Consider the following 22,192-nt stretch of genomic DNA (forward strand, 5'->3'; position numbering starts at 1 on the left):
GGTATATATTTGTCAAATAATTTTAAACGATCAAAAATATCACTTATGGAATATAGAAAATTAGGCAATACTGAACTTGAATTATCCACGATTACATACGGCGCATTTGCGATCGGCGGGAATATGTGGGGCGGAAACGATAAAGCAGATTCAATTGCTTCTGTTCATGCTTCAATCGATCATGGTGTGACTACAATTGACACTGCTCCTTTCTACGGATTTGGTTTAAGCGAGGTCATGATTGGTGAAGCTTTAAAAACGCAAAATCGTTCGAAAGTACAGTTATTGACAAAATTTGGTCTGGTTTGGGACGGAAGTACTAACGGAAAAGGCGAATTCTTTTTCGATGCTGAAGACAATGGAAAAAAAGTCCCTATTTACAAATATGCTTCCAAAAACAATATTATTAAAGAAGTTGAAGAAAGTCTAAAACGTCTTCAAACCGATTATATCGACTTGCTTCAAATTCACTGGCCGGATACTACAACTCCCATTCACGAAACAATGGAGGCGCTTGAAAGCCTAATTCAACAAGGAAAAATCAGAGCAGCAGGAGTAAGTAATTACAATGCATCGCAAGTTCAGGAGGCACAAAAAACCATTCAATTAGCTTCCAATCAGGTTCCGTTTAGTATGTTAAATCGTAGTATTGAAACTGATTTGGTTCCACTAACGCTTGCTGAAAATATTGGAATTATTGCCTACAGTCCGATGGAAAGAGGTTTATTGACCGGTAAATATTTCACCGATGGTAAATTAAAGGACAACGATCATCGAAATGGTTATTTCGGTCAGTTTGATCTTCAGAAGGTAAAAACTTTGGTAGAAGAACTGAGCTCTTTAGCCAATGCCAAACACATTTCTATTTCACAATTGGTTTTACGCTGGACGACTTTACAAAAAGGAATTACAATTGTTCTGGCCGGAGCCCGAAATGCAGAACAAGCCATTTCAAACGCTAAAACAATGGATTTTGATTTATCTGTTTCTGAATTAGATTTCATCGATCAGGCTATTTCAAAATTAAAATAGTTACCCGAGCAGTTTTACCTTCTTTTAAAAAAGCATAAAAAATTAAATTATATCAAAGAGATACCACTCTTATCTCTTTCACAAACACATAAGAGCAATCCATAGTATGAAAAAAATATTTATTATCAACGGCGGGCAAAATTTTGCTCATTCAGGTGGAAAATTCAATCAAACCGTTACTGACTGGACAATAGAATACTTAACAAACAGCAAACAATTTGAAGTGAAAACAACCGACATTAAACAAGAAGTCGATTTAGACGAAGAAGTCGAAAAATTCGTTTGGGCAGATGTAGTCGTTTATCACACACCTGTTTGGTGGTTTCAATTACCGAATCTTTTTAAAAAATATATTGATGATGTTTTTACTGCCGGACATCAAAAAGGAATTTACAAAAACGACGGCAGAACGAGAACAAATCCGGATATCAATTACGGTACAGGCGGGCTTTTGCATGGGCGAAAATACATGCTTACCACAAGTTGGAATGCCCCTGCAACAGCTTTTACCCTTCCGGGAGAATTTTTTGAAGAAACAACTGTAGACGAAGGTGTTATGTTTGGTTTCCATAAAATGAATAAATTTGTAGGAATGGAGAAATTAGACGGTTTCCATTTTCATGATGTCGAAAAAGGTGCTACAGCCGAAAATATTGGTATCTTTAAGGTAAACTATACCAACCATTTAGAACAAATCTTTAAAACTTTATAATTATGATCTCAATTACCGCTATTTTAAAAAGTAAACCGGAAAATACCGCACAAATAAAAAACATGCTAAATCATTTGGTTACAGAAACCAGAAAAGAAGAGGCTTGCATACGTTATGATCTTCATCACAGTGAAAATGTTTTTATTATTTGGGAAGAATGGAAAGACCAGCCAGGACTTGACATCCATAACAATCAATCGTATTTACTGGATTTCATTAAAGAAAGCGAAACTTTCATCTCCTCTCCTATACAGGTTTACAAAACAGCACAAATCTTATAATGCAAAGAAACGATGAAAGCACTTTTTACAAATACTTACGAATCTGATTTTGTCAGTACTGAAATAGAAATACCAACTCCAAAAAGCGGAGAAGTTTTGATTAAAATTCATGCGAGCGGTGTTAACCCGATCGACAACAAAATTCGCATTGGAGTCTCGCCTTACGCATCACCGGTTTTACCTGCGATTTTAGGAACTGATCTTGCCGGTGTTGTGGAAGCCATCGGAAAAGATGTTACTGATTTTAAAGTTGGTGATGAAGTGTACGGACTCGCCGGAGGTGTACTGGGACTTCAGGGAACTTTAGCCGAATATACTGCTGTTGATGCTTCCTTACTGGCTTTAAAACCTACGAACTTAAGCATGAAAGAGGCCGCAGCTGTTCCGCTTGTATTGTTAACAGCTTGGGAAGGCCTAATTGACAGGGCAAAAGTAAAAAAAGGTGATCAGGTTTTGGTTCATGCCGGAGCCGGAGGTGTTGGACATATGGTCGTACAGTTGGCCCGCATTTTTGGTGCCGATGTTTATGCAACCGTTTCGCCTGAAAAAGCTCCTATTGCAAAAGCCTTTGGAGCAACTCCAATTGATTACAGAACTACAACTGTTGAAGATTATGTCGAGCAATTTACAGCGGGAAAAGGTTTTGATATTATTTACGATACCGTAGGCGGGACATCCTTAGACGATTCTTTTAAAGCCATTCGCCATTATGGTCAGATTGCCAGTTGTTATGCTTTTGGAACACACAATTTAGCTACAGGATCTCTTCGATCTGCCAGTTTACACGGTGTTTTTGTTTTGCATCCGATGATTAGCGGTGAAGGCAGAAAACATCATGGAGACATCCTGAAAGAAGCTGCAAAATTTATCGAAGAAGGAAAACTAAAACCTATTATTGATCCCCGAAAATTCACATTAGATAATGCGATAGAGGCTCATAAAGCGGTTAGTGATGGTTCGGCTATCGGAAAAATTGTAGTGGATATCGTTTAATTTCAAAATTTCACTCTTTTTTGTGATATTAATTTACTTACAAAATTAATTTCGATAAAAAAGTTAACTTGCCTCTTATTCAAAACTTTACAATTTTATGAGCGAGTACCACTTAGCAGAAATTAATATTGCCAAAATGAAAGGTATTGACATAAACGATCCTATCATGAAAGAGTTTAAAGAAAATATAGATCTTGTGAATACTTTGGCCGAAAACAGTGATGGCTTTGTGTGGAGGTTGAAAGATGAGAGTTATAATACGACAAATCCTAATCCGTATAATGATGAGCAGGTTCTTATTAATATCTCCGTTTGGGAGAATGTTGAAACATTAGAGCATTATATGTACAAGACTTTTCACAGCGATTTTTTAAAACGCCGAAAAGAATGGTTTTTTAAATATGGTAAGGCACATACAGCAATGTGGTGGATTCCTAAAGGTCACGTTCCAACTCTTGAAGAAGCGGTAGAAAAATTAGATTATTTACAGCAAAATGGAGTTTCGGAATTAGTGTTTGATCTTCGAAACAAGTTTCCGGCACCACAATTCAAAAATATTTCCTAGTAAAATCATTAAATAAAAAAGAGACTGTATCCCAAAAGGACACAGTCTCTGTCTTTTCATATTAAACTAAACTACTGCTTTATGATTTTCTGAGTGAAAGTCTTTTTAGCTGAAGAAGTTACGTTTAGGAAATATACTCCTCTTGTTTTTCCCGATAAATTAATCGTTTTTTCGGTGTTATTTCCTCCGGCAAAAGTTTCAGTATAAATCATTTTTCCTTCTGCGCTATGAACGGTAACCGTATAATTGTCCGCATTAGATGGTGTTACCACATGAAAAACATTACTGGACGGATTTGGATATACCTGAACTCCTTTCAGATTGTCTACTTCTCTTGGTTTTGTTACTGTTAAATTAGGTCCGTTATCGATTTTAAAATTATCAAACCAAATTCTGGTTCCAAAACCTGAAGTGTTTTTGAATTTTATCAAAACATTTTTCTGTTGTTTTACAATGCTTAAATCAATCTTTTCGGCTCTCCAGTCGGAATCTTTGGTTGGAGTCCAATCATTAGTTTCATTCGCTCCGGTTGTTGCCGGGTCGTCCTGAATTGGAGGGGAGACCGTTTGCAACTGTATTTGATTTTTAGAATATACATTTGTCCATGTCACACCGCAATCTGAAGACACCAAGATATCAATCTTATCAGGAGCGGGTGCCGAATCATACACACTTAAATACTGTGTATAAGCCAGATCAAAATACAAATAGGGTGTCGATGCAGAAGAAAAATCTACTGCTTTTAAAATAAGCTCATCGATTTTAGCTGTTGGATTGTCGGCATTATTAATCACCAAACAGGATAAGTCTCCTTTGCCAACATCCGAACGTTTTTCCCATGTAATGACATCTTTGTCAGGATTAATTATTTCCCAATCCTGAACAGGAAAACTTCCTTCAAAATTTTCCGTAAATGGAAGAGTATTTTTGCTTTTCACAACCACTACTCCGGTTTTTGTTATAGCAGTTCCCGCTCCATAAGGATTAGAAGCCGTTAAAGTCACATCGTAAGTTCCCGGGTTATTATAAACCACAGTAGGTACTTTGCTTGTCGAAGATGATGGTGTACCTCCCGGAAATGACCATGCCCATGCCGTAGGTTCTCCGGTTGAGTTATCATTAAAAGCAATTGGAAGATCACTGCACAATCTTTCGTTCTCCACTGTAAACTCAGAAAACGGAGTTTCTTTACTATCAAAATTGAATTTCAAATTATCAATCCATATTCTTGCACCATATCCAGAAGTATTTTTGAATTTAAACAAAACGTTCGATTCCCCTTTGAACCTGGTCAGGATCACTCTTTCAGTTCTCCAATGTGAATCTGAAGTTGGAATCCAATTGTTGGCATCGGCGCTTTCAAATGTTTCCAACTCCATATGAGTCTTTTTATAAATACTTTCCCAGGTAAGTCCGCAATCTTTTGAAACGAGAATTTCCAGAGCGTCCGGACTCACAGCATCAAATTTGGCATAGGCTACATCGAATGAAAAATCGGTTACTCCCACTGACAAATTAGCTGGTCTCAGAATAATTTCATCTACCTCACCCACCTTATCATTGTCGGCATTATTCATAACCATACAAGAAGAGGAGTTATGCCCTACTCCGATGCGTTGTTCCCAGGCCAATTTGTTGTCCGGATTAATAATTTCCCAGTCTGGAGGAGGAAAAGAACCTTCAAAGCCTTCGGTGAAAGAAGTTTTGTAAGGATCCACAATGGTTATAAAATTATTTTTAGTAATTATTGTTCCGCTACCATTGGCATTTTTAGTAGCCAATGTTACGGCATAAGATCCCGGTACATCATAGATTACTGTTGGATTCTGATCTGTAGAACTTGACGGTGTTCCTCCTGGAAACGACCAGTTCCATGACGTTGGATTTCCTGTTGAAACATCTACAAATGGAGCTGTAAGACTTGTACAGCGTGTATCTCTCATATTGGATGCAAAATCAGAGACCGGAGTAGTGGCCTGTGTAACAGCAACGTTTACATTATCAATCCAAACTCGTGTTCCATAACCCGACACGTTTACAAAACGAATAGAAACATTATTACTCCCTATGTAAGCGCCAAGATCGACTACTTCTTTTCGCCAATTGGCATCCGTGACAGGTATCCAATTATTGGCCTGAGCTGTAGGAACAGCTGTGGTTTGTAAAGCCGTATGCGTTTTAGAATAAACATCATTCCAGGTAAGTCCACAATCTATCGAAACCTGTACTTTTAAAACATCAGGGCTTATATCATCAAACTTGGTATAAGCAACATCAAAATACATTTGACTGTTCTGTCCTGCTGTCAAATCAAAATAAGGCAATCTGATATAATCCAAAGCACCTACTACCGAATTATCGGCATTGTTCATAATCATGCACGAACTGTCATTGTGGCCCACACCTTTACGTTTTTCCCATCCAAGACCTTTGTCCGGATTTGTAACTTCCCATCCTCTCGGAGGAAAAGTTCCTGCAAAGCTCTCCGTTAAATTTGCATTTGATTTCTGATCTACTTCAATGTAATTCTGCACTTCTTTTGTATTTGTTCCCAGCGAGTTGGTTACCTCTAAGGTTACTTTGTAATTTCCGGATGAATTATAGGTAACTACCGGATTTTTGTCTGTTGAAGTTGCCGGAGCTCCTCCTTCGAAAGTCCACACTCTCGAATTGGGCAATCCCAAAGAAACGTCTTTAAACGTTATTGCTTTTCCGGAACAAACTGCTGTTGTACTACTATTAAAATTAGCCACAGGAGCGGTTTCAATAACACCAACTGCTCCGAGATTAGCAGGATCCCATAATAAGCCTCTTGGGTATTTGGCAACTGTCTTATCTTCCAACCAGTATGTCATCGCATTGGTCTGATCTCTGGTATACATATTCTGGCACTCGGTATTGTAATCCATGTGATTTTCGGCGTTGGCATAAACTCCACAGCTATTTAGTACATTTCTGGTGCAGCCTTCCGCAACTTTGGTTGGAGGAGTATCGGCCATTCCATCATTAACCGGATCACAATCGTCCTGAAAAGTGTGTTTTAATCCAAAATAATGACCAAACTCATGTGTCATTACTTTTGCAAAAGTAGCACTCGCATGTGATCCGCAAGTACTGCCTATATATCTGTGGTTGAAAGCCACACGCGGTATTGCATCCTGAATGGGTAAAAAAGCATGTCCTGAACCAGTAGGTCCCTGTCCTGTATTGGGTTCATCAACCACCAAAACATCAAGATAATACCTGTTGTTTTTACCGTACCAGATGTAGTCATAAATTCTAGCATCATAACCGTCTGCAACGTGTGCTTCGGGATGCCAGTCTAAACCCGGAATTTCTAAAGGTTTGCCCTCAGGATCAACCGTGGCTAAAACAAACTGAATGTTCATTTTACTTTTAACAGCGTCAAAACGAGGATCAGTTGTGATATATCCGGGAAACAAACCATTAAAATCTTTGTTAACCGTTAGCAATGCATCATCAATTCTACATTTCATCTGCTCTTTGGTAAAAGCATTATTGATATTTGTTCCATCGGCCAAAATGTGAAACACGACTGGAATAATATAAGGAACTGTAGCTGCTTTCTTTGTATTACCTTTCTTCCAGGTTTTGATTTTTGAAAGCGATTTTTGAAATGCAGTTTCTTCCTTTTGGGACAATTGGGTTCCACAACCAATTGGGTTTTGGCTTTGCCCAAAGGAAATGCAACATTGAAGCAGAAAAACTGCAACAATAAGGTAATTTTTTTTCAAAATAATAGTTTTTTGTTAGTTGTTATTCCGAATACTAAATTGTCAGAAAAATTGTTAAAAAATTAAACTTTAAAAACAAATTATTCTTAAACATTCTATATTCGATGGTTTTTTTGATAAAAATATCCAATTAACACCTATAAAAAAGATATTATCTTATTGTAAAACAATTGTATCTTATCTGGTTTTTATATTTGCGATATGGTCTGAAAAACAAAAAACTGCCCCTTTCAGGCAGCTTTTCTTAAAAAATATTTTCAATTCCTCCTATCTTACTTACTTTATTCCTCCAAAAGCTCCAAAACACATGTTTTTGTGCAAAATCTCCACTTTTGTAAAACCAACCTTTTTCATCAAATCCAATTGGTAATTCATAGATCTTGGCGTATCTTCTTTCTCCACATACTCCAATACTTTTTGTCGGTATTCGGCTCCTCCAACTCCTTCCAGATAATCACTATAACGTTGCCAGGTATAGCTGTTTAAAACTTCGGTATCCTGAGTGATTAAATCTGAAATAAAAAAGCAACCACCGGGTTTTAATAACTTAAAAATTTTAGCAAAAGTAGTTTCCCAATCTTGATCGTCCCTCAAATGATGCAAAACTGCTCCTGCCAAGATAATATCAAAATGGTTTTCTGCTAAAGCTACTTCTCTGATATCACCTTGTTTTGCCTCTACTGTTCCGTTGGTTTCTTTCGAAACTCTTTCAAAAGCCCTGTCCAGCATCGGTAGACTCAAATCGACCAAGGTGCAATTTAAATTCGGGACTTTCGAAAGCATTTTTAAAGTATAATTTCCGGCACCACAGCCTATATCCAAAACATTAACGCCAGTTGGAACAATCCTTTTGGCAGCTTCGGTAATTAACTCCAGGGAAATGGTTGCATCGATAGTAGCTACCTGTCCGGTTTCTAAATTTGAAAATCGCTCGACATCCTTATCAAAACGTTCTCTGATCTCTTCAATGGTTGATTTATTCATAGTTTTTTTGTTTTTTATTGCTCACCAATCAGACGGATTTTAACTAGTTTGCATGGCTTTTATGTTTGATACTTTATAAACTTTTTTTTCGCCACGAATTCACGAATTTCTTTTTTAGTTTGCGTATAAATTTTAAAAATAAAAAAACGTGAATTCGTGGCTAAAAAAACATTACAATTTATAACAAGAATCCCAATAATAAAAAGAGAACTTTTAAATACCTTAGCAAATTATAATTCTACAAAATAAAACCAACAAAAATGGCTGAGCAATCTTCAATCCAGTGTCCAAATTGTGGCACACCAATCGATGTAAATGATGTTTTGAAGCATCAATTGGAAGATAGTATCCGTAAAGAATTTCAACAAAAAGCTACCGCTCAGTCCAAAGAAATGGAACTTAAAAATGAGCAGTTCGAAAAAGCAAAAGCTGAATTTGAAGCCAAGAAAAAGCAGGAGAATGAACTTTTTGCTGAACGACTGGACCGTGAAAGAAAGGTTGCCGAAAAAGAGATTACTCAAAAACTAAAAACCAAACTAGAAGAAGAAAATAAAGATCGTTTACTTCTAATGGAAAAAGAACTTTCAGAGAAATCGGAAAAACTTCGTGAACTTAATAAAATGGAAGGCGAAATTGCCAAGCTTCAGCGCGAAAAACTGGAAATGAAAGAAGCAATCGAGGCTGAAGCTCAAAAACAGCTTAACGCGACTTTAGTTTTAGAACGTGATAAAATCCGAAAACAAGAAGAGGAAAAAAACGAACTAAAAATAAAAGAATACCAAAAACAATCTGACGATCAAAAAAAGCTGATCGAGGAAATGAAGCGCAAGCAGGAACAAGGTTCTATGCAGTTGCAAGGTGAAGTGATGGAACTCGCGATTGAAGAATGGCTGGCCAGTAATTTCCCATTAGACACGATCGACGAAATAAAAAAAGGTGCCAATGGAGCTGATTGCCTTCAGGTGGTAAATACGCGAGAAGTACAAAATTGTGGTTCTATTTATTACGAAAGTAAGCGTACCAAAGCTTTTCAGCCCGCGTGGATTGAAAAATTCAAAAACGATATTAGAACCAAAAGAGCGAATATTGGTGTTTTAGTGACCGAGGTTATGCCTGCCGGAATGGACCGCATGGGAATGCGTGACGGAATCTGGATTTGTACTTATGAAGAATTTAAAGGTTTAAGTGCTGTTTTACGACAATCTTTAATACAGGTTAGCCAGGCTGTTCAGGCACAAGAAAACAAAGGCGATAAGATGTCGATGTTGTATGATTTTTTAACCAGCAATGAATTCCGCTTACAAGTAGAAGGAATTGTTGAAGGTTTCACACAGATGCAAAGTGATCTGGATTCAGAAAAAAGAGCCATGCAGCGTATTTGGAAACAACGTGAAAAGCAGATTGAAAAAGTAGTTCACAATACTTTGGGAATGTACGGTTCGATTCGCGGTATTGCCGGAAATGCCGTTCAGACAGTAAGAGCTTTAGAACTTGATTTTGTCGAAGACGATGAAGAACAAAAAACAAAGGAGCTGGAATAATTACACAAGCTGTATCTTTTTTACCCTTTCAATTTTTATTTAAATACAATTTGCCATTCCAATCAACGAATTCTTCTAAGTAATGTTGCTTTTTTACAACATTAAACTCGAGAGATCCATCACAATCGGAATGGCAAATTTTATAGTTTTTTATAAGACGGAATTTAATCTACCTTTCTAAACACCAATAGTTTTCCATTAGGATTAGACAATATCAATCTTAGATCTCCAATTGAATAGGTAGTCGTACTTTGTAATGCCTTTACAAACTCGCCTTCTTTATTACTCGGCAAGCAAGCCATCATAGTTGAAGCTACATCAGAGAATCTCAACAATCCTTTTTCAAAGAAAATAGTTCCCCCAATAGAATTACAGCCTCCAAATCCCATGAATTTATTCTCCGCTGCGTTAATTTCAATTCTAGGCATTTCTTTTTGAAAATCGGCAATAGTCACTTTTTTCCCATTTAACTCCTCTAAAACCCAGATATCATGCAAACGATAATCCGTAATGTATTTGCCGCAGCCGTTTAAAGTCTTACCATTTATCTCTACCTTAACGGTATAAGGTGAAACAGTTCCCGACATTGAATCCGTACATTCAAATTGCTGAACGGTAACGGTAGCTGAAGTTTTTCCATTGTTTACTTTATACATCTTTACATTGGCATCCATTGCTCTGATAGGTTCAACAGATTTAAAACTAATGGATTCCATTCCTTCGATCAACGATGTAAAAACAATTTTATCTTTTCCAAATTTTAATCCCCAAAATGGTTCATTTCCAGTAGCTTCAAAATAAACACTTAAGTCCTCTTCTTCTGAAGTTGTTTTAGAAGTTGTTTCTTTTGTGTTTGTTTTTTTAACTGCAACCGACTTACAACTTAAGATCACAGACATTAGGGCGCATAGTAAAAGTACTTTTTTCATATAATTAAATTTTTATTATGACTCCACACTAGAAAAAACCGAGCCAAGAATCATTACTGCCTGTTTTTTATGATTTTTTTAAGTAGAACCTATTGTTAAATTTAAGAAAAATAACACAATTACAAAAAAAATCTAAAAACTAAAAAATACTACCAACTCTAACTGCTTAGAAAGAATGCAGTAAAACAAATCTATACTTCTGATAATCGAAAAAATTCACGTAATAACTAATTTCAGTATCTTTGAATTCTATTCTTTTACTAAAAAAATGAACACACCTTTTCAAAAAGCCAGCCAATTGATTGATGCTGAGAACGCTCAGGATTCGAATATCGAAATCGATCAAAATATAGAGTATCCGAAAGAATTACTGTATTCTGACAGGATGTATAAACGATTGATGCAATTTGAACCTAAAGCTTCAGAAGAAATTCAGATTGCTTCGAAAGCGCAGCACATTTGTCGATGGAAAGTGGCACGCGAATCGTACCCAATGGATCGTGTAGGTTATTTAAAATGGAGGGAAGAGCTTAAAAAATTCCACGCAAAAACCACTGCAGGAATTTTAACGAAAGTAGGATATGCCCCGGAATTTATAGACCGTGTTTCATTTTTGATTGAAAAAAAGCTGCTTAAAAAAGACGCCGAAACGCAACTGCTTGAAGATGTAATTTGTTTGGTTTTTTTAGAATATTACCTTGATCCGTTTGTGCACAAACACGATGAAGAGAAACTCAAAAATATCATCAAGAAAACCTGGGATAAAATGTCGAACAAAGGACATCAGGAAGCCTTGAAGATTACTTATACTGAAGAAAACTTAAATCTGATAAAAGCCTCTTTAGGTCTTTAGCTTAATTTTAAATTAAGAAAAATTCCTTTCAGTTTCTTCTGCATAATTCTTCATTCATATTACGTATATTTGCGTAGTCAATTTAGACCAATATACGTAGGGTCTTGAAGTAACAATTAAATAAATAATGAGTAAAACGATTCGGGTAGTCCTCGCGGATAATCATGTTTTTGTAAGGGATGGGATAAAATCTTTGTTGGAAAACGAAGTAAACATAGAAGTTGTAGGCGAAGCTACAGATGGAATAGATACCCTCGAAGCTGTTGCTACAAGTGAGCCAGACTTACTTATACTAGACATACGTATGCCGCATTTAACCGGTATTGAAGTGGTAGAAAAACTTAGAAGTGAAAATAATAAGGTTAAAATTATTATACTCACCACTCATGAATCTGAAGAATACGTATTAGGTGCATTGAAAGCAGGTGCCGAAGGGTATTTGCTAAAAGATTCCAGCAAAGAAGAATTTTTAAAAGCATTACATACGGTTTTAAACGGAGGAAAATATTACAGCGGTGATGTTTCAGGAATTTTGATTCATCACTTTGTGCATTGTACTGTTTCATTAGGGCGCAAACAAGCTTTAGCCGAAGAAATCACGATTACCAAGAGAGAAAAAGAAATTCTGTCTCTTTTATTATCCGGAAAAGGAAATAAGGAAATTGGCGAAACTCTTAAAATCAGTAAGCGTACTGCCGAAGTGCATCGTTTTAACTTAATGAAAAAACTAAAAGTAAAAAACCTGATGGAGCTTTCAAACAAAGCAACCGAGTATTCTTTGCTATAAAAATTACGTACAATTACGTAACTAATTTGCTCGGAATTACAATATTCGATCTGCCTTTTTCGATTTCTGAAAAGGGCATTTTTTGTTATGCAAATTCCTTGATAAAACTCATTAATTTGGTATATTTGGGAGGATCTTTTCTGAGACAAGAAAATCAGCTTATGAAAATTATAGCATGGAATTGTAATATGGCATTTCGAAAAAAAGCAACATTCCTTGACGCTTATAATGCCGATATTGCCGTAATCTCCGAATGTGAAAATCCTGAAAATTTAAAATTCCAAACCGATGCAAAACTGCCAAACGACCTGCTTTGGTACGGAACCAACCCACACAAAGGACTTGCCGTTTTCTCCTACAGCAATTATAAGTTTCAATTATTAGACTCTCACAATCCTTTATTCAAAAACATTTTGCCAATAGCGGTTACTGGCGGAGACATCGATTTTACGTTGTTTGCCATCTGGGCCAATAATCCGCAGGATAAAGACGGACAATATGTAACTCAGGTATGGAAAGCAATTAATTATTATGAAGATCTGATAAAGGAACACAAGACCATTTTAATTGGAGATTTCAACAGCAACACTATTTGGGATAAACCTCGAAGAGAAGGAAATCACACAACCGTTGTAAACAAACTGGGCGAAAAAAAAATTTTCAGTACGTATCATAAATATTTCAAACAAGAACAAGGCAAAGAAGAGCACCCTACTTTATATCTTTACCGCCATGAAAACAAACCCTATCATTTGGATTACTGCTTTGCCTCGCAAGATTTTATGGAAGTTTTAGAAAGTGTAGAAGTTGGTACTTATCAAGACTGGACAATGCTTAGCGACCATAAACCTTTAATAATTAACTTCAATATATAAATGATGACCAACTCCTGGACCGAACGGTGGAACGACCGTTACAGCACCGAAGAATTTGCCTATGGCACCGCGCCCAACAATTATTTAAAAGAAACATTAGAAAAACTAGACATCGGAACTATTCTTTTTCCCGCTGAAGGTGAAGGCCGAAATGCCGTTTATGCTGCTAAACTGGGCTGGAATGTTTCAGCATTCGATATTAGTTCAGAAGGCCAAAGCAAAGCTCTTAAACTTGCCCAGTCTCAAAATGTTATCATCGACTATCAGGTTGGAGAATTAGAAACTTTAAACTATCAGCCGGGACAATTTGATACCATTGCTTTAATTTATGCACACTTTCCGGCAGAAATTAAATCGGCAATACACAAAACACTGGATCAGTATTTGCGCAAAGGCGGCTACATTCTTTTTGAAGCGTTCAGCAAAAAACACCTCGAATATCTGGCCATCAACGATAAAGTGGGCGGACCTAAAGATATTGCTTCTTTGTTTTCAATCGAAGAAATCCAATCTGACTTTCCCGATTATGAAATCATCACACTGGAAGAAAAAGAAATCGAGCTCAATGAAGGTCTTTTCCATAACGGAAAAGGTTCTGTTATCCGATTTATCGGAAAGAAAAAGTAATTCCTTTTACAAACATTTGTAGAGGCGCTCTAATGCGTCTCTACACCGCATCTCCCTACCCTCACACAATTGCATCCTGCTCTCTTTCATTACAATGGAGCAATCTCTAAAATAATATTTAATATAAGGAGCTGTTTCCAGCTGTCCGTTGTATCTTTTGTCCCGAACCCCGGCACAAAAGGATGCCACTCCCATCTGGGCTAATGAGCTCAGGGTACAGTTTTCAGTTCTCAGTTTACAGTTTACATCTCACATTTCACAATTAACAATTAACAATTCACAATTAACAATCAACTCCTCCCTTTTTCCATGTAGAATTGTTAAGAAATTTTGGTTTCCCATTTCGGCTAAAAAACCAAACAATTCACTTTCAAATACTTAACATTAAATTTTATAAGAAAACTTAACATTGAATACCATGTTTTATAATTATCTTTACTTAACTATGAGTTAACAATTTAGTTACATTGCTGACGATAACCTTACCTAAAAGCACATAAAATATGGAAAACAAACCCGAAGAAAGCACCCCGGAAAAAATCGATTCTGTAAAACCTGAAGCTGTTCAACCGGCTACAGAAACTGCAAAACCTGCCAGCACTCCTGTTAAAAAAGCACCCGTTCGTAAAGCGGCGCCTGCTAAACCAACAACGGCATCGGCAAAACCAACAGCAGCCAAACCGGTAACTCCTAAAGCTCCTGCAGCTTCTGTTACCAAAGCTGCAAGTACTACAACAAAAACACCTGCTAAGGCGGTTGTAAAAACCGCAGCAGCGACTTCAACTACAACAAAACCAGCAGTAGCAAAAGCACCGATAAAAAAAACAGTAACACCCGCTGCTAAACCAGTAGAAAAAGCCGTTACTCAAACACCTGTTGCTAAATCAAAAGAAGAAAATACTAACCAGGCAGTTGAAATCGAAGAAAATAAAAAAGATAAAGCTGCTAAAAAAGCCAAAAAATTGAAAGACAAAGAGAAAGACAAAGCCAAAAAGAAACTGGCTAAGAAAAAAGAGAAAGCTAAAAATGATAAAAAGAAAGAAAAAGCTAAAAAAGCAAAACTAAAAGCTGCAGCTAAGAAAAAAGAAAAAGCCAAAAAAGCGAAAGACAAAGCTAAAGCTAAAAAAATTGCAAAAAAGAAAGCAAAAGCTCAGAAAAAAGCTAAAGCCAAAAAGAAGAAAAAATAATACATAAGAAAGGTTTGACTTTTATAAAGTCAAACCTTCTTTTATCTTATATACCTATACATTTCTATTATCACTTTGAAGAAAGGAAAAATTAACAACCCTGCGTGTTGAATTTTTCAACCTCCTAACCACCAATTGCAATCATGCTGCGGTTATCAAAATGTTTTGCAGGATCATTCATTTCATCAATCGTTACCATTCCGGCACGAACTTTCTTTTTACTTTGAACAGCGGCTGAAATGAGATCCGTTATCGGCTGAGCTTTTCTAAAAGGGGTTAAAAGATCGGTTTCTGAATTAGAGAAAAGACAGTTTTTTATTTTTCCATCGGCGGTTAAGCGAATTCGGTTACAGCTGTCACAAAACGGATTTGTAATTGAACTTATAATTCCGAAATCTCCCTGAAAGTCTTTTATTTTATAGGTTCTCGCCGTGAAGTTTTCTTCGTCTTTGAGCTTGATAATTTCCTGTTTTGAAAAACCATTTCCTACCCAAGAAAGAATCTCCTTTTGCGAAACCATCTTACTCCTGTCCCACTCGTTCCCCGCAAAAGGCATAAACTCAATAAATCGAACCGAAATAGGTAAAAACCGAGTTAGTTTTACAAAATCAACAATTTCGTTATCATTAAAACCTTTCATCAAAACAACATTTACTTTTACCTGAAAATCATGATTCAATAGCAAATGTAAATTATCAACCACTTTATCAAACTGATTTCTAAGCGTTATCGAATGAAATTTTGATGCAACCAGCGTATCCAGACTTAAGTTGATTTTCTTAATTTTAAACTGCTTTAAAACATCAATATGACGATCGATCAAAATTCCGTTTGTAGTAATCGAAACTGAAATATCAAGAGCGGACAGTTTTGAAATTATTTCCGGAAAATCTTTTCGTAAAAGTGGTTCACCGCCAGTTAATCTTATTTTATCAACACCATTTTGCACGAAAGTCTGAGCGATACCAAAAATCTCGTCCGCAGTCATTAAACTGGCTTTTGGAGAAAGTGCAATGCCATCAGCAGGCATACAATAGGTACAACGCAGATTGCATTTTTCCAGCAGTGAAATGCGTAGATAATTGTGTCTGCGCCCAAAACCATCCGTCAAACTAGTGTTAAAGGCTGTCATGATTTTTACCTTTTAAAACATGAAAAACATGCATCACATGTGGGAAAACCGCATCCATAGACTCTCTTGCTCCATTTGTCGAACCCGGCAAAGCCAAAACTAAACTCTTGCCCACGGTTCCGGCTACGCTCCTGGACAACATCGCATAAGGCATTCTCTGCTGTCCATAGTCCCGAATCGCTTCCTCAATTCCCGGAATTCTGCTTTCTAAAATTGGCAATAAAGCTTCCGGCGTAACATCACGTGGAGACAAACCTGTACCGCCTGTAAAAATCACCAATTGATGTTCTTTGGCAAACCTTTTTGTTCTTTCCTGAATAATCTCAAGTTCATCAGGAATAATTTCATAATGCAGTGTCTCAACGCCATACGAATTTAATTTTTCGACTATAACTTTTCCCGAACGATCTTCTTTGTCCCCCGCAAAAATAGAATCGGAACAAACAAAAACTGCTGCTTTTATTGCATTCGAAAATTTATTTTTAAAAGACGATTTTCCACCTTCTTTCTCAATTAATTTTATGGTCGAAATTTCAATTTCTTTATCAATCGGTTTCAACATATCGTACATGGTAAGGGCTACAATTGATGCTCCATGCATCGCCTCTACCTCAACACCCGTTTTATAAACGGTTTTTACCGTAAAGATGATCTGAATCTCCAGACCTTCGATCTTATATTCAACTGAAGTAAATTCAATAGGAATAGGATGACAATCGGGAATCGATAAATGGGTATTTTTAACCGCAAACAATCCCGCTGTTTTTGCCATTTCGAGTACGTTTCCTTTTGGCACTAAATTATTTTCCACCGCGTCAATTGTTTCTTGTTTACTAACTTTTACAATTGCGGTGGCGGTTGCTTTTCTTAAGGTGCTTATTTTATGCGTAATATCTACCATTGTATTTTATTAGGAATTCTGTTTCCAGGTGAAGGTATCGTTTTCAAACATTTCTTTACCAAAGATGGGCACATCGGTTTTAATCCAGTTTACAATGGCTTCTGTTGCTTCATAAACTTGTTTGCGTCGCGTTGCCGAAACAAAGACAAACAAACAAATTTCGCCTGCTTTTACAATACCCAAACTGTGGTAAATGTGCATACAGGTCAAATCAAATTTAGCAAACGCTCTTTCGCGAATGGCATACAAAGCTTCATTGGCCATATCAGTGTAGGCCGAATAATCGATAGCTACAACAGTATTGTCGTGAATCACATCGGCACGAACTTGTCCTAAAAAAATATTATGCGCACCAATCGTGTGTTTGGATTGGTGCTTTGCGATCGACTCGGCTATAAATTCAGGACTAATTGGCCCTTCTACAAATACATTTTTACTCATTACTTCTATTTTTTTGCCACAGATTAAAAAGATTTTTCTTTGGCCGCGAATTCACGAATTTTTCTAATTCAAAAAAACTTGCGAATTCATAGCCAATAAACCTCTATGTTTTTTCACTTCTTTACAGACGCTCTGCTTTTTGATTATCCTCCTGCAAATGGCGGCAATAAAGCAACCACATCATTGGTCTGCAAAGTACAATTTACTGTTTTTGAAACTATTTTTTGATTTACTGCTACGCTGAAAACAAGCGAATCAAATTGATATTTCTGATCTAAATCACGCAATAATTCCTGCAGTGACACTTCCGAAAAAGGTACTTTTTCAAGTTCACATTGGGTCCTTTCGGCAACCGCTCCAAAATATTTAATCTCAATCATTTTTATAAATTTAAATTCTGAAAAATAAACTCATCTTCAAAATGTTCCTGAAAATAAGAAATCCAGCTTGACGTATTTTTCACTACCTCGCCAATGACAATAATAGCTGGCGATGTTATATTTTTTTCAGCAACCAATTTAGCAATTGAACTTATAGTTCCAATCACTTTTTGCTCTGTTTTTTTCGTTCCGTTTTGAATAATGGCAATGGGAAGATTGTCGGTTCTGTTCTGCTGATAAATAGCAATGATCTCCTCTAATTTATGCATTCCCATCAAAATAATTACCGTCGCATCCGATTTAGAAGCCAAATGGATATCTTTCGACAGCTTATGATCTGAGGTTGTTCCTGTAATGACCCAAAAGCTTTCGGCTACTTTGCGCTGTGTAACGCTTATTCCAACCGAGGTGGGAACTCCCAAAGCAGATGAAATTCCGGGAACAATTGCCGTTTCGATTCCAAATTGTTCTGCAAATTCAATCTCTTCACTTCCTCTTCCAAAAACAAACGGATCGCCTCCTTTTAAGCGAACCACATGTCCGTATCGCTGTGCCATTGACACAATCAGTTCGTTAATTTGATCCTGCGTGTATGCATGGCAGCCCAATCGTTTTCCAACAAAAACAATTTCAGCATTTGATGCATAATCCAACAATTCTTCATTAACCAAAGCGTCATACAAAACCACATCGGCCTGCTCTAAAGCTTTTATAGCTTTCATCGTTATCAGTTCAGCATCACCCGGTCCTGCACCTACAATGGTTAGTTTTGGTATTTTTAAGCTTTGCATAATCTTTTAACTTAAATTGGCATTCAAATCATTTAATTCGTCAGCCGAATTAATATTGGTTAAAGGAATGATCTCACTTTCATCCAGATTAATAATCTGATGTGGTATTCCTGCCAGCAAATCCATCATTTTTAGTGCATTCGTATCAATAGCCTTTTTAATAAAAGGGATCATCTTTTTGGAATAAATTCCTATCAGTGGGTGCATTCGGCTTTGCGAAGCAAAAACGGTAATTCCGGCTTCTTCCGTATGTTTTGAGAGTAACTCCTGTAATAATTCTGTTGAAATTAGCGGAATATCACAGCTCAGAATTAGGTTAAATTCGGTTTCAGAATGTAATAAAGCAGTATAAACTCCTCCTAACGGCCCTTTATCTGCAATAACATCGGGTATTTTTTGATAAGAAAGATAATCATATTCTTTTGAGGCAGTAACCAATCTTATTTCTGCTGTAATAGGCAAAATTGCGCTGATGATGTGCTCTATAAATGGCTTTCCCCGAAACAAAACTAATCCTTTCTCTGACTGCATTCGAGAACTTTTTCCTCCACAAAGAATAAATGCTGTTAGTGTTTCCATTGTTTTTTAGTTTTTGTTTCAGGTTTTCTTTGTTTCAGGTTGAAATGAGAGAAAGTTTAACTTTAAAAGATAGAGATACATTCTATCTTTTTATTTTTCAATTATTAAGGAAAAATCAATTTGACGCTTGCCATTAAAATTACGGTTCCTAAAACTATTTTCAGGGTTTTGTTTGAGAAATAACCACTTCCGTAAAATCCTCCCAATATTCCTCCCACAACTGCAATCGGAACTAAATAAAAACTTTCCACTGGGATTATTTTTCCTCCCATAAAAAAGCCTAACATTCCTGCAAAGGAATTCACAAATATGAACAGACTCGAAATCGCCGCTGACTCTTTTACAGATGCCCATCCCAAAAACAATAAAATAGGACTTAAAATTATACCTCCGCCTATTCCTAACATTCCGGATAATAAACCGATTGCAAAACCAATTGTTAATGCAAACATCAGATTGATTTTAACAGCCTCTTTCTCTTTAAAATTAAAAACCCCAAACAGCCTTAACGCTGCAAAAACCAAGACTACTCCTAAAACTGCTTTATAAATCGTATTATCTAATGTGACAAATCCGCCTATAAATGCTGCCGGAATTGACGCTATTGCAAATGGATAAAACAATTTTGGCTTGAAATAATTCTTTCGATAATAAAAGAAAAACGAAATACTTGATACAAACAAGTTCAACAACAAAGCCGAAGGTTTCATCACCGCCACCGGAAAAGCAAAAATAGTCATCAAAGCCAAATATCCCGATGCTCCTCCATGTCCCACACTAGAATATAAAAATGCAATAACAATTAATGCAAAACTAAATAGTAATAGGTTTTCGGAACTTAGCAGGGTCATTTTTTTATTGTTTAATCGTTTGGTTGTTTAACCGTGTAATTGTTTATTTGTTTCAGGTTTCAGGTTTACTCCTCTATAGCCCCATATTTATATACCACTTCTCTTGGTTCTAGCATCTTTGCTCTACAATCTAAAATCTGCAATCTAAAATCCTTTTAATCTATCGGCAATACAGTCACTAAAGTCCCTTTTTCATAGACTTCAACATCCTCGGGAACGATTAGCAAACCGTTGGCAACGGCAAAAGTATTGAGCATTGAGGAGCTTTGTCCCTCTAATACTGTAACATTTGTTTCGTCGTATCTTGCTTTTAAGAATAATGTTTTGCCTGTATCGTTTTTAACATCCGAATTTAGCGTTCGGACGATTTTTGTCCTGTGAATTTCAGAATGCCCAATTCTGTTTCTGATTGCCGGATAAACATAGATATAAAAATTGGTCAGTGATGAAGCCGGATTTCCGGGTAAAGCAAAAACTAAGGTTCCATTTTTTGACCCAAAAAACATAGGTTTCCCTGGTTTTTGGTTGATTTTATAAAAATGTTCATTGACATCATTGTGTAATAAAGCTTCTTTGACAAAATCGTAATCTCCGACCGAAATTCCGCCTGAAACCAAAACAATGTCATACTTTTTTAAAATCTCTTTTAATGACTTTTTTGTAGCTTTCAGATCGTCTTTTACGCGATAGACTTTTGTTTTGTTTATTCCTGCCGTTTCAAGAGCTGCCTGAAGCATAACGGAATTACTTTCGTAAATTTTTCCTTTTTTTAGTTTTTCACCAGGTTTTACTAATTCATTTCCTGTTACTAAAATGGCCACTTTCGGTTTTTTGTACACTTCAATTTCTGTGATTCCTAAGCTGGCTAAAAAACCAATTGCCGCAGGAGTTATTAAAGTCCCAGCTTCAAAAACGACATTATCTTTTGCAATTTGTTCTCCTTTTAAGCGAACATTTGTTCCTTTTGAAGGCATGACTGCAATCAAAATAGAATCTTTATTGGCGATGACATGTTCCTGCATTACTACCGTATCTGCATTATCGGGTACAAAAGCGCCGGTAAAGATTCGGACTGCTTCATTGGCCTTTAATTTCAAATTTAAGTGATCGCCCGCCTGAGAAGTACTTACGATATCGTATTGATGTTTTATACTGTGAATAAAAGCATAACCATCCATCGCCGATTGACGAAACGGCGGCATATCAATTGGCGAAATCACCTTATTGGTCAAAACATAACCCAATGCTTTGCGTATCGCTATTTGCTTCGTGGGCATCTTGATACAGTTCGCTTCAACTCTTTGTAATGCTTCTTCAACTTTAATCATAACGGTTGTTTTTTAAGCAAAAAACACTTTTTGTAAAAACATAACTTTTTACTTCTCTAAAGTCTCTCTTATCACTTTTTTAAGAATATAAATTTAGCTTAATTCTTTGGATTACTCCCCGAAAAAATCAAATAGCTTTTTAGGATCTGAGGTTTTGGTTTCTTTATTCCGGAAATTTCCTTTCGGACGATCCTTCAACCTATAAAATTACGCACAACTTAACATACAAACAACTAATTCACAACACTTTAATCAACTTCTCTACTTTATTATCCCACCTCAACCTAAAATGCATTTTCCGACCACTACTCTTATGATGAAGTCGTACCTATAAAAGTTACGTTTTTAAAAAAATCTTCTTTTGAAGACGCCAACGACTTTTAGCTGACGTTTTTACCTTATTTTAAAATGAGATAAGATCTTAAAAATTAGAAAATTAAGTATAAAGTACTACATTTTTTAATTAAAGAAACAGAAGCTTATACTTTTTTTTAACATCTCACACAGAAACACAACACACTAAAAAACAACAAGTTAAACCATTTTTATAGCTAAAAAACATTCCAAAATTCTATCTTTTTCAAAAAAAAATAACCAAACTTTTGGTTTTTATTATATTAAATTTAACTTTGTCTATAGAATTAGTAGAGATTAAAATAATATTTGAA

General features: G+C 36.2%; 22 protein-coding genes. 11 read left to right on the forward strand and 11 right to left on the reverse strand.

Annotated features, from left to right (window positions below; all coding sequences use genetic code 11):
- Positions 1–45 precede the first annotated feature (45 nt).
- From FLA105534_RS18300 to FLA105534_RS18320, 5 genes are all read left to right on the forward strand, one after another.
- Positions 46–1,032, forward strand: a complete 987-nt coding sequence (locus tag FLA105534_RS18300) for an aldo/keto reductase (protein ID WP_173967534.1) — start codon at positions 46–48, stop codon at positions 1,030–1,032.
- Positions 1,033–1,138: 106 nt separating this feature from the next.
- Positions 1,139–1,744, forward strand: a complete 606-nt coding sequence (locus FLA105534_RS18305) for an NAD(P)H-dependent oxidoreductase (protein ID WP_173967535.1) — start codon at positions 1,139–1,141, stop codon at positions 1,742–1,744.
- 2 nt (positions 1,745–1,746) lie between these two features.
- Positions 1,747–2,025 (forward strand): putative quinol monooxygenase, encoded by a 279-nt coding sequence (locus tag FLA105534_RS18310; RefSeq protein ID WP_173967536.1) that lies wholly within the window; start codon positions 1,747–1,749, stop codon positions 2,023–2,025.
- 12 nt (positions 2,026–2,037) lie between these two features.
- The gene (locus tag FLA105534_RS18315) at positions 2,038–3,018 is read left to right on the forward strand and encodes a zinc-dependent alcohol dehydrogenase family protein (RefSeq protein WP_173967537.1); all 981 of its coding nucleotides are present in this window, start codon (positions 2,038–2,040) and stop codon (positions 3,016–3,018) included.
- Positions 3,019–3,115: 97 nt separating this feature from the next.
- Positions 3,116–3,583, forward strand: a complete 468-nt coding sequence (locus tag FLA105534_RS18320; RefSeq protein WP_173967538.1) for a DUF3291 domain-containing protein — start codon at positions 3,116–3,118, stop codon at positions 3,581–3,583.
- Between the two features lie 71 nt (positions 3,584–3,654).
- On the opposite strand, the gene FLA105534_RS18325 is transcribed toward FLA105534_RS18320, so the two are convergent.
- Together FLA105534_RS18325 and FLA105534_RS18330 are read right to left on the reverse strand one after the other, a co-directional pair.
- A complete protein-coding gene (locus FLA105534_RS18325; RefSeq protein WP_173967539.1) occupies positions 3,655–7,338 on the reverse strand; it encodes a PKD domain-containing protein in 3,684 nt (1,227 codons plus the stop codon).
- Between the two features lie 276 nt (positions 7,339–7,614).
- Positions 7,615–8,322, reverse strand: a complete 708-nt coding sequence (locus tag FLA105534_RS18330) for a class I SAM-dependent methyltransferase (RefSeq protein ID WP_173967540.1) — start codon at positions 8,320–8,322, stop codon at positions 7,615–7,617.
- A 260-nt stretch (positions 8,323–8,582) separates the two neighbouring features.
- On the opposite strand from FLA105534_RS18330, the gene FLA105534_RS18335 reads away from it, so the two are divergent.
- Positions 8,583–9,863, forward strand: coding sequence for a DUF2130 domain-containing protein (locus tag FLA105534_RS18335; protein ID WP_173967541.1), 1,281 nt, complete (start codon positions 8,583–8,585; stop codon positions 9,861–9,863).
- 164 nt (positions 9,864–10,027) lie between these two features.
- Here the strand turns inward: FLA105534_RS18335 and FLA105534_RS18340 are convergent, their stop codons facing one another.
- The gene (locus FLA105534_RS18340) at positions 10,028–10,792 is read right to left on the reverse strand and encodes an META domain-containing protein (protein WP_173967542.1); all 765 of its coding nucleotides are present in this window, start codon (positions 10,790–10,792) and stop codon (positions 10,028–10,030) included.
- A gap of 268 nt (positions 10,793–11,060) precedes the next feature.
- On the opposite strand from FLA105534_RS18340, the gene FLA105534_RS18345 reads away from it, so the two are divergent.
- The 5 genes from FLA105534_RS18345 to FLA105534_RS18365 all read left to right on the forward strand — a co-directional run bounded on the left by FLA105534_RS18345 (position 11,061) and on the right by FLA105534_RS18365 (position 15,121).
- Positions 11,061–11,645, forward strand: coding sequence for a DUF4202 domain-containing protein (locus FLA105534_RS18345; RefSeq protein WP_173967543.1), 585 nt, complete (start codon positions 11,061–11,063; stop codon positions 11,643–11,645).
- 127 nt (positions 11,646–11,772) lie between these two features.
- Complete coding sequence (locus FLA105534_RS18350) at positions 11,773–12,432, forward strand: response regulator transcription factor (protein ID WP_173967544.1); 660 nt, start codon at positions 11,773–11,775, stop codon at positions 12,430–12,432.
- Positions 12,433–12,593: 161 nt separating this feature from the next.
- Positions 12,594–13,307 carry an exonuclease/endonuclease/phosphatase family protein gene (locus tag FLA105534_RS18355; RefSeq protein ID WP_173967545.1) on the forward strand — a complete coding sequence of 238 codons (714 nt, stop codon included), beginning with the start codon at positions 12,594–12,596 and terminating at the stop codon, positions 13,305–13,307.
- A gap of 3 nt (positions 13,308–13,310) precedes the next feature.
- The gene (locus tag FLA105534_RS18360) at positions 13,311–13,934 is read left to right on the forward strand and encodes a class I SAM-dependent methyltransferase (RefSeq protein WP_173967556.1); all 624 of its coding nucleotides are present in this window, start codon (positions 13,311–13,313) and stop codon (positions 13,932–13,934) included.
- Positions 13,935–14,437: 503 nt separating this feature from the next.
- Positions 14,438–15,121 carry a hypothetical protein gene (locus FLA105534_RS18365; protein WP_173967546.1) on the forward strand — a complete coding sequence of 228 codons (684 nt, stop codon included), beginning with the start codon at positions 14,438–14,440 and terminating at the stop codon, positions 15,119–15,121.
- A gap of 124 nt (positions 15,122–15,245) precedes the next feature.
- Here the strand turns inward: FLA105534_RS18365 and moaA are convergent, their stop codons facing one another.
- From moaA to FLA105534_RS18405, 8 genes are all read right to left on the reverse strand, one after another.
- Positions 15,246–16,253, reverse strand: coding sequence for a GTP 3',8-cyclase MoaA (gene moaA, locus FLA105534_RS18370; protein ID WP_173967547.1), 1,008 nt, complete (start codon positions 16,251–16,253; stop codon positions 15,246–15,248).
- Complete coding sequence (gene moaCB / locus FLA105534_RS18375; RefSeq protein WP_173967548.1) at positions 16,240–17,154, reverse strand: bifunctional molybdenum cofactor biosynthesis protein MoaC/MoaB; 915 nt, start codon at positions 17,152–17,154, stop codon at positions 16,240–16,242. The genes moaA and moaCB overlap by 14 nt, the downstream gene beginning before the upstream one ends.
- Before the next feature lie 9 nt (positions 17,155–17,163).
- Positions 17,164–17,595, reverse strand: a complete 432-nt coding sequence (locus tag FLA105534_RS18380; protein ID WP_173967549.1) for a molybdenum cofactor biosynthesis protein MoaE — start codon at positions 17,593–17,595, stop codon at positions 17,164–17,166.
- Positions 17,596–17,738: 143 nt separating this feature from the next.
- Positions 17,739–17,975 carry a MoaD/ThiS family protein gene (locus tag FLA105534_RS18385; protein WP_173967550.1) on the reverse strand — a complete coding sequence of 79 codons (237 nt, stop codon included), beginning with the start codon at positions 17,973–17,975 and terminating at the stop codon, positions 17,739–17,741.
- Between the two features lie 2 nt (positions 17,976–17,977).
- Positions 17,978–18,766, reverse strand: coding sequence for a uroporphyrinogen-III C-methyltransferase (cobA, locus tag FLA105534_RS18390; protein ID WP_173967551.1), 789 nt, complete (start codon positions 18,764–18,766; stop codon positions 17,978–17,980).
- 6 nt (positions 18,767–18,772) lie between these two features.
- On the reverse strand, positions 18,773–19,345 hold the full coding sequence (locus FLA105534_RS18395; protein ID WP_173967552.1) for a molybdenum cofactor guanylyltransferase: 573 nt from the start codon (positions 19,343–19,345) through the stop codon (positions 18,773–18,775).
- 104 nt (positions 19,346–19,449) lie between these two features.
- Positions 19,450–20,196, reverse strand: coding sequence for a sulfite exporter TauE/SafE family protein (locus FLA105534_RS18400; protein WP_173967553.1), 747 nt, complete (start codon positions 20,194–20,196; stop codon positions 19,450–19,452).
- 155 nt (positions 20,197–20,351) lie between these two features.
- Complete coding sequence (locus FLA105534_RS18405; protein WP_173967554.1) at positions 20,352–21,524, reverse strand: molybdopterin molybdotransferase MoeA; 1,173 nt, start codon at positions 21,522–21,524, stop codon at positions 20,352–20,354.
- Positions 21,525–22,192: the final 668 nt, after the last annotated feature.

The sequence above is a fragment of the Flavobacterium collinsii genome (assembly GCF_902804485.1).
GTDB classification, from domain to species: domain Bacteria; phylum Bacteroidota; class Bacteroidia; order Flavobacteriales; family Flavobacteriaceae; genus Flavobacterium; species Flavobacterium collinsii.

Bases quoted from the DNA above. Each gene is read 5' to 3' on its own strand.
- FLA105534_RS18300 (WP_173967534.1), top strand. From the start codon at position 46: ATGGAATATAGAAAATTAGGCAATACTGAACTTGAATTATCCACGATT.
- FLA105534_RS18305 (WP_173967535.1), top strand. From the start codon at position 1,139: ATGAAAAAAATATTTATTATCAACGGCGGGCAAAATTTTGCTCATTCA.
- FLA105534_RS18310 (WP_173967536.1), top strand. From the start codon at position 1,747: ATGATCTCAATTACCGCTATTTTAAAAAGTAAACCGGAAAATACCGCA.
- FLA105534_RS18315 (WP_173967537.1), top strand. From the start codon at position 2,038: ATGAAAGCACTTTTTACAAATACTTACGAATCTGATTTTGTCAGTACT.
- FLA105534_RS18320 (WP_173967538.1), top strand. From the start codon at position 3,116: ATGAGCGAGTACCACTTAGCAGAAATTAATATTGCCAAAATGAAAGGT.
- FLA105534_RS18330 (WP_173967540.1), bottom strand. From the start codon at position 8,322: ATGAATAAATCAACCATTGAAGAGATCAGAGAACGTTTTGATAAGGAT.
- FLA105534_RS18335 (WP_173967541.1), top strand. From the start codon at position 8,583: ATGGCTGAGCAATCTTCAATCCAGTGTCCAAATTGTGGCACACCAATC.
- FLA105534_RS18340 (WP_173967542.1), bottom strand. From the start codon at position 10,792: ATGAAAAAAGTACTTTTACTATGCGCCCTAATGTCTGTGATCTTAAGT.
- FLA105534_RS18345 (WP_173967543.1), top strand. From the start codon at position 11,061: ATGAACACACCTTTTCAAAAAGCCAGCCAATTGATTGATGCTGAGAAC.
- FLA105534_RS18350 (WP_173967544.1), top strand. From the start codon at position 11,773: ATGAGTAAAACGATTCGGGTAGTCCTCGCGGATAATCATGTTTTTGTA.
- FLA105534_RS18355 (WP_173967545.1), top strand. From the start codon at position 12,594: ATGAAAATTATAGCATGGAATTGTAATATGGCATTTCGAAAAAAAGCA.
- FLA105534_RS18360 (WP_173967556.1), top strand. From the start codon at position 13,311: ATGACCAACTCCTGGACCGAACGGTGGAACGACCGTTACAGCACCGAA.
- FLA105534_RS18365 (WP_173967546.1), top strand. From the start codon at position 14,438: ATGGAAAACAAACCCGAAGAAAGCACCCCGGAAAAAATCGATTCTGTA.
- moaA (WP_173967547.1), bottom strand. From the start codon at position 16,253: ATGACAGCCTTTAACACTAGTTTGACGGATGGTTTTGGGCGCAGACAC.
- moaCB (WP_173967548.1), bottom strand. From the start codon at position 17,154: ATGGTAGATATTACGCATAAAATAAGCACCTTAAGAAAAGCAACCGCC.
- FLA105534_RS18380 (WP_173967549.1), bottom strand. From the start codon at position 17,595: ATGAGTAAAAATGTATTTGTAGAAGGGCCAATTAGTCCTGAATTTATA.
- FLA105534_RS18385 (WP_173967550.1), bottom strand. From the start codon at position 17,975: ATGATTGAGATTAAATATTTTGGAGCGGTTGCCGAAAGGACCCAATGT.
- cobA (WP_173967551.1), bottom strand. From the start codon at position 18,766: ATGCAAAGCTTAAAAATACCAAAACTAACCATTGTAGGTGCAGGACCG.
- FLA105534_RS18395 (WP_173967552.1), bottom strand. From the start codon at position 19,345: ATGGAAACACTAACAGCATTTATTCTTTGTGGAGGAAAAAGTTCTCGA.
- FLA105534_RS18400 (WP_173967553.1), bottom strand. From the start codon at position 20,196: ATGACCCTGCTAAGTTCCGAAAACCTATTACTATTTAGTTTTGCATTA.
- FLA105534_RS18405 (WP_173967554.1), bottom strand. From the start codon at position 21,524: ATGATTAAAGTTGAAGAAGCATTACAAAGAGTTGAAGCGAACTGTATC.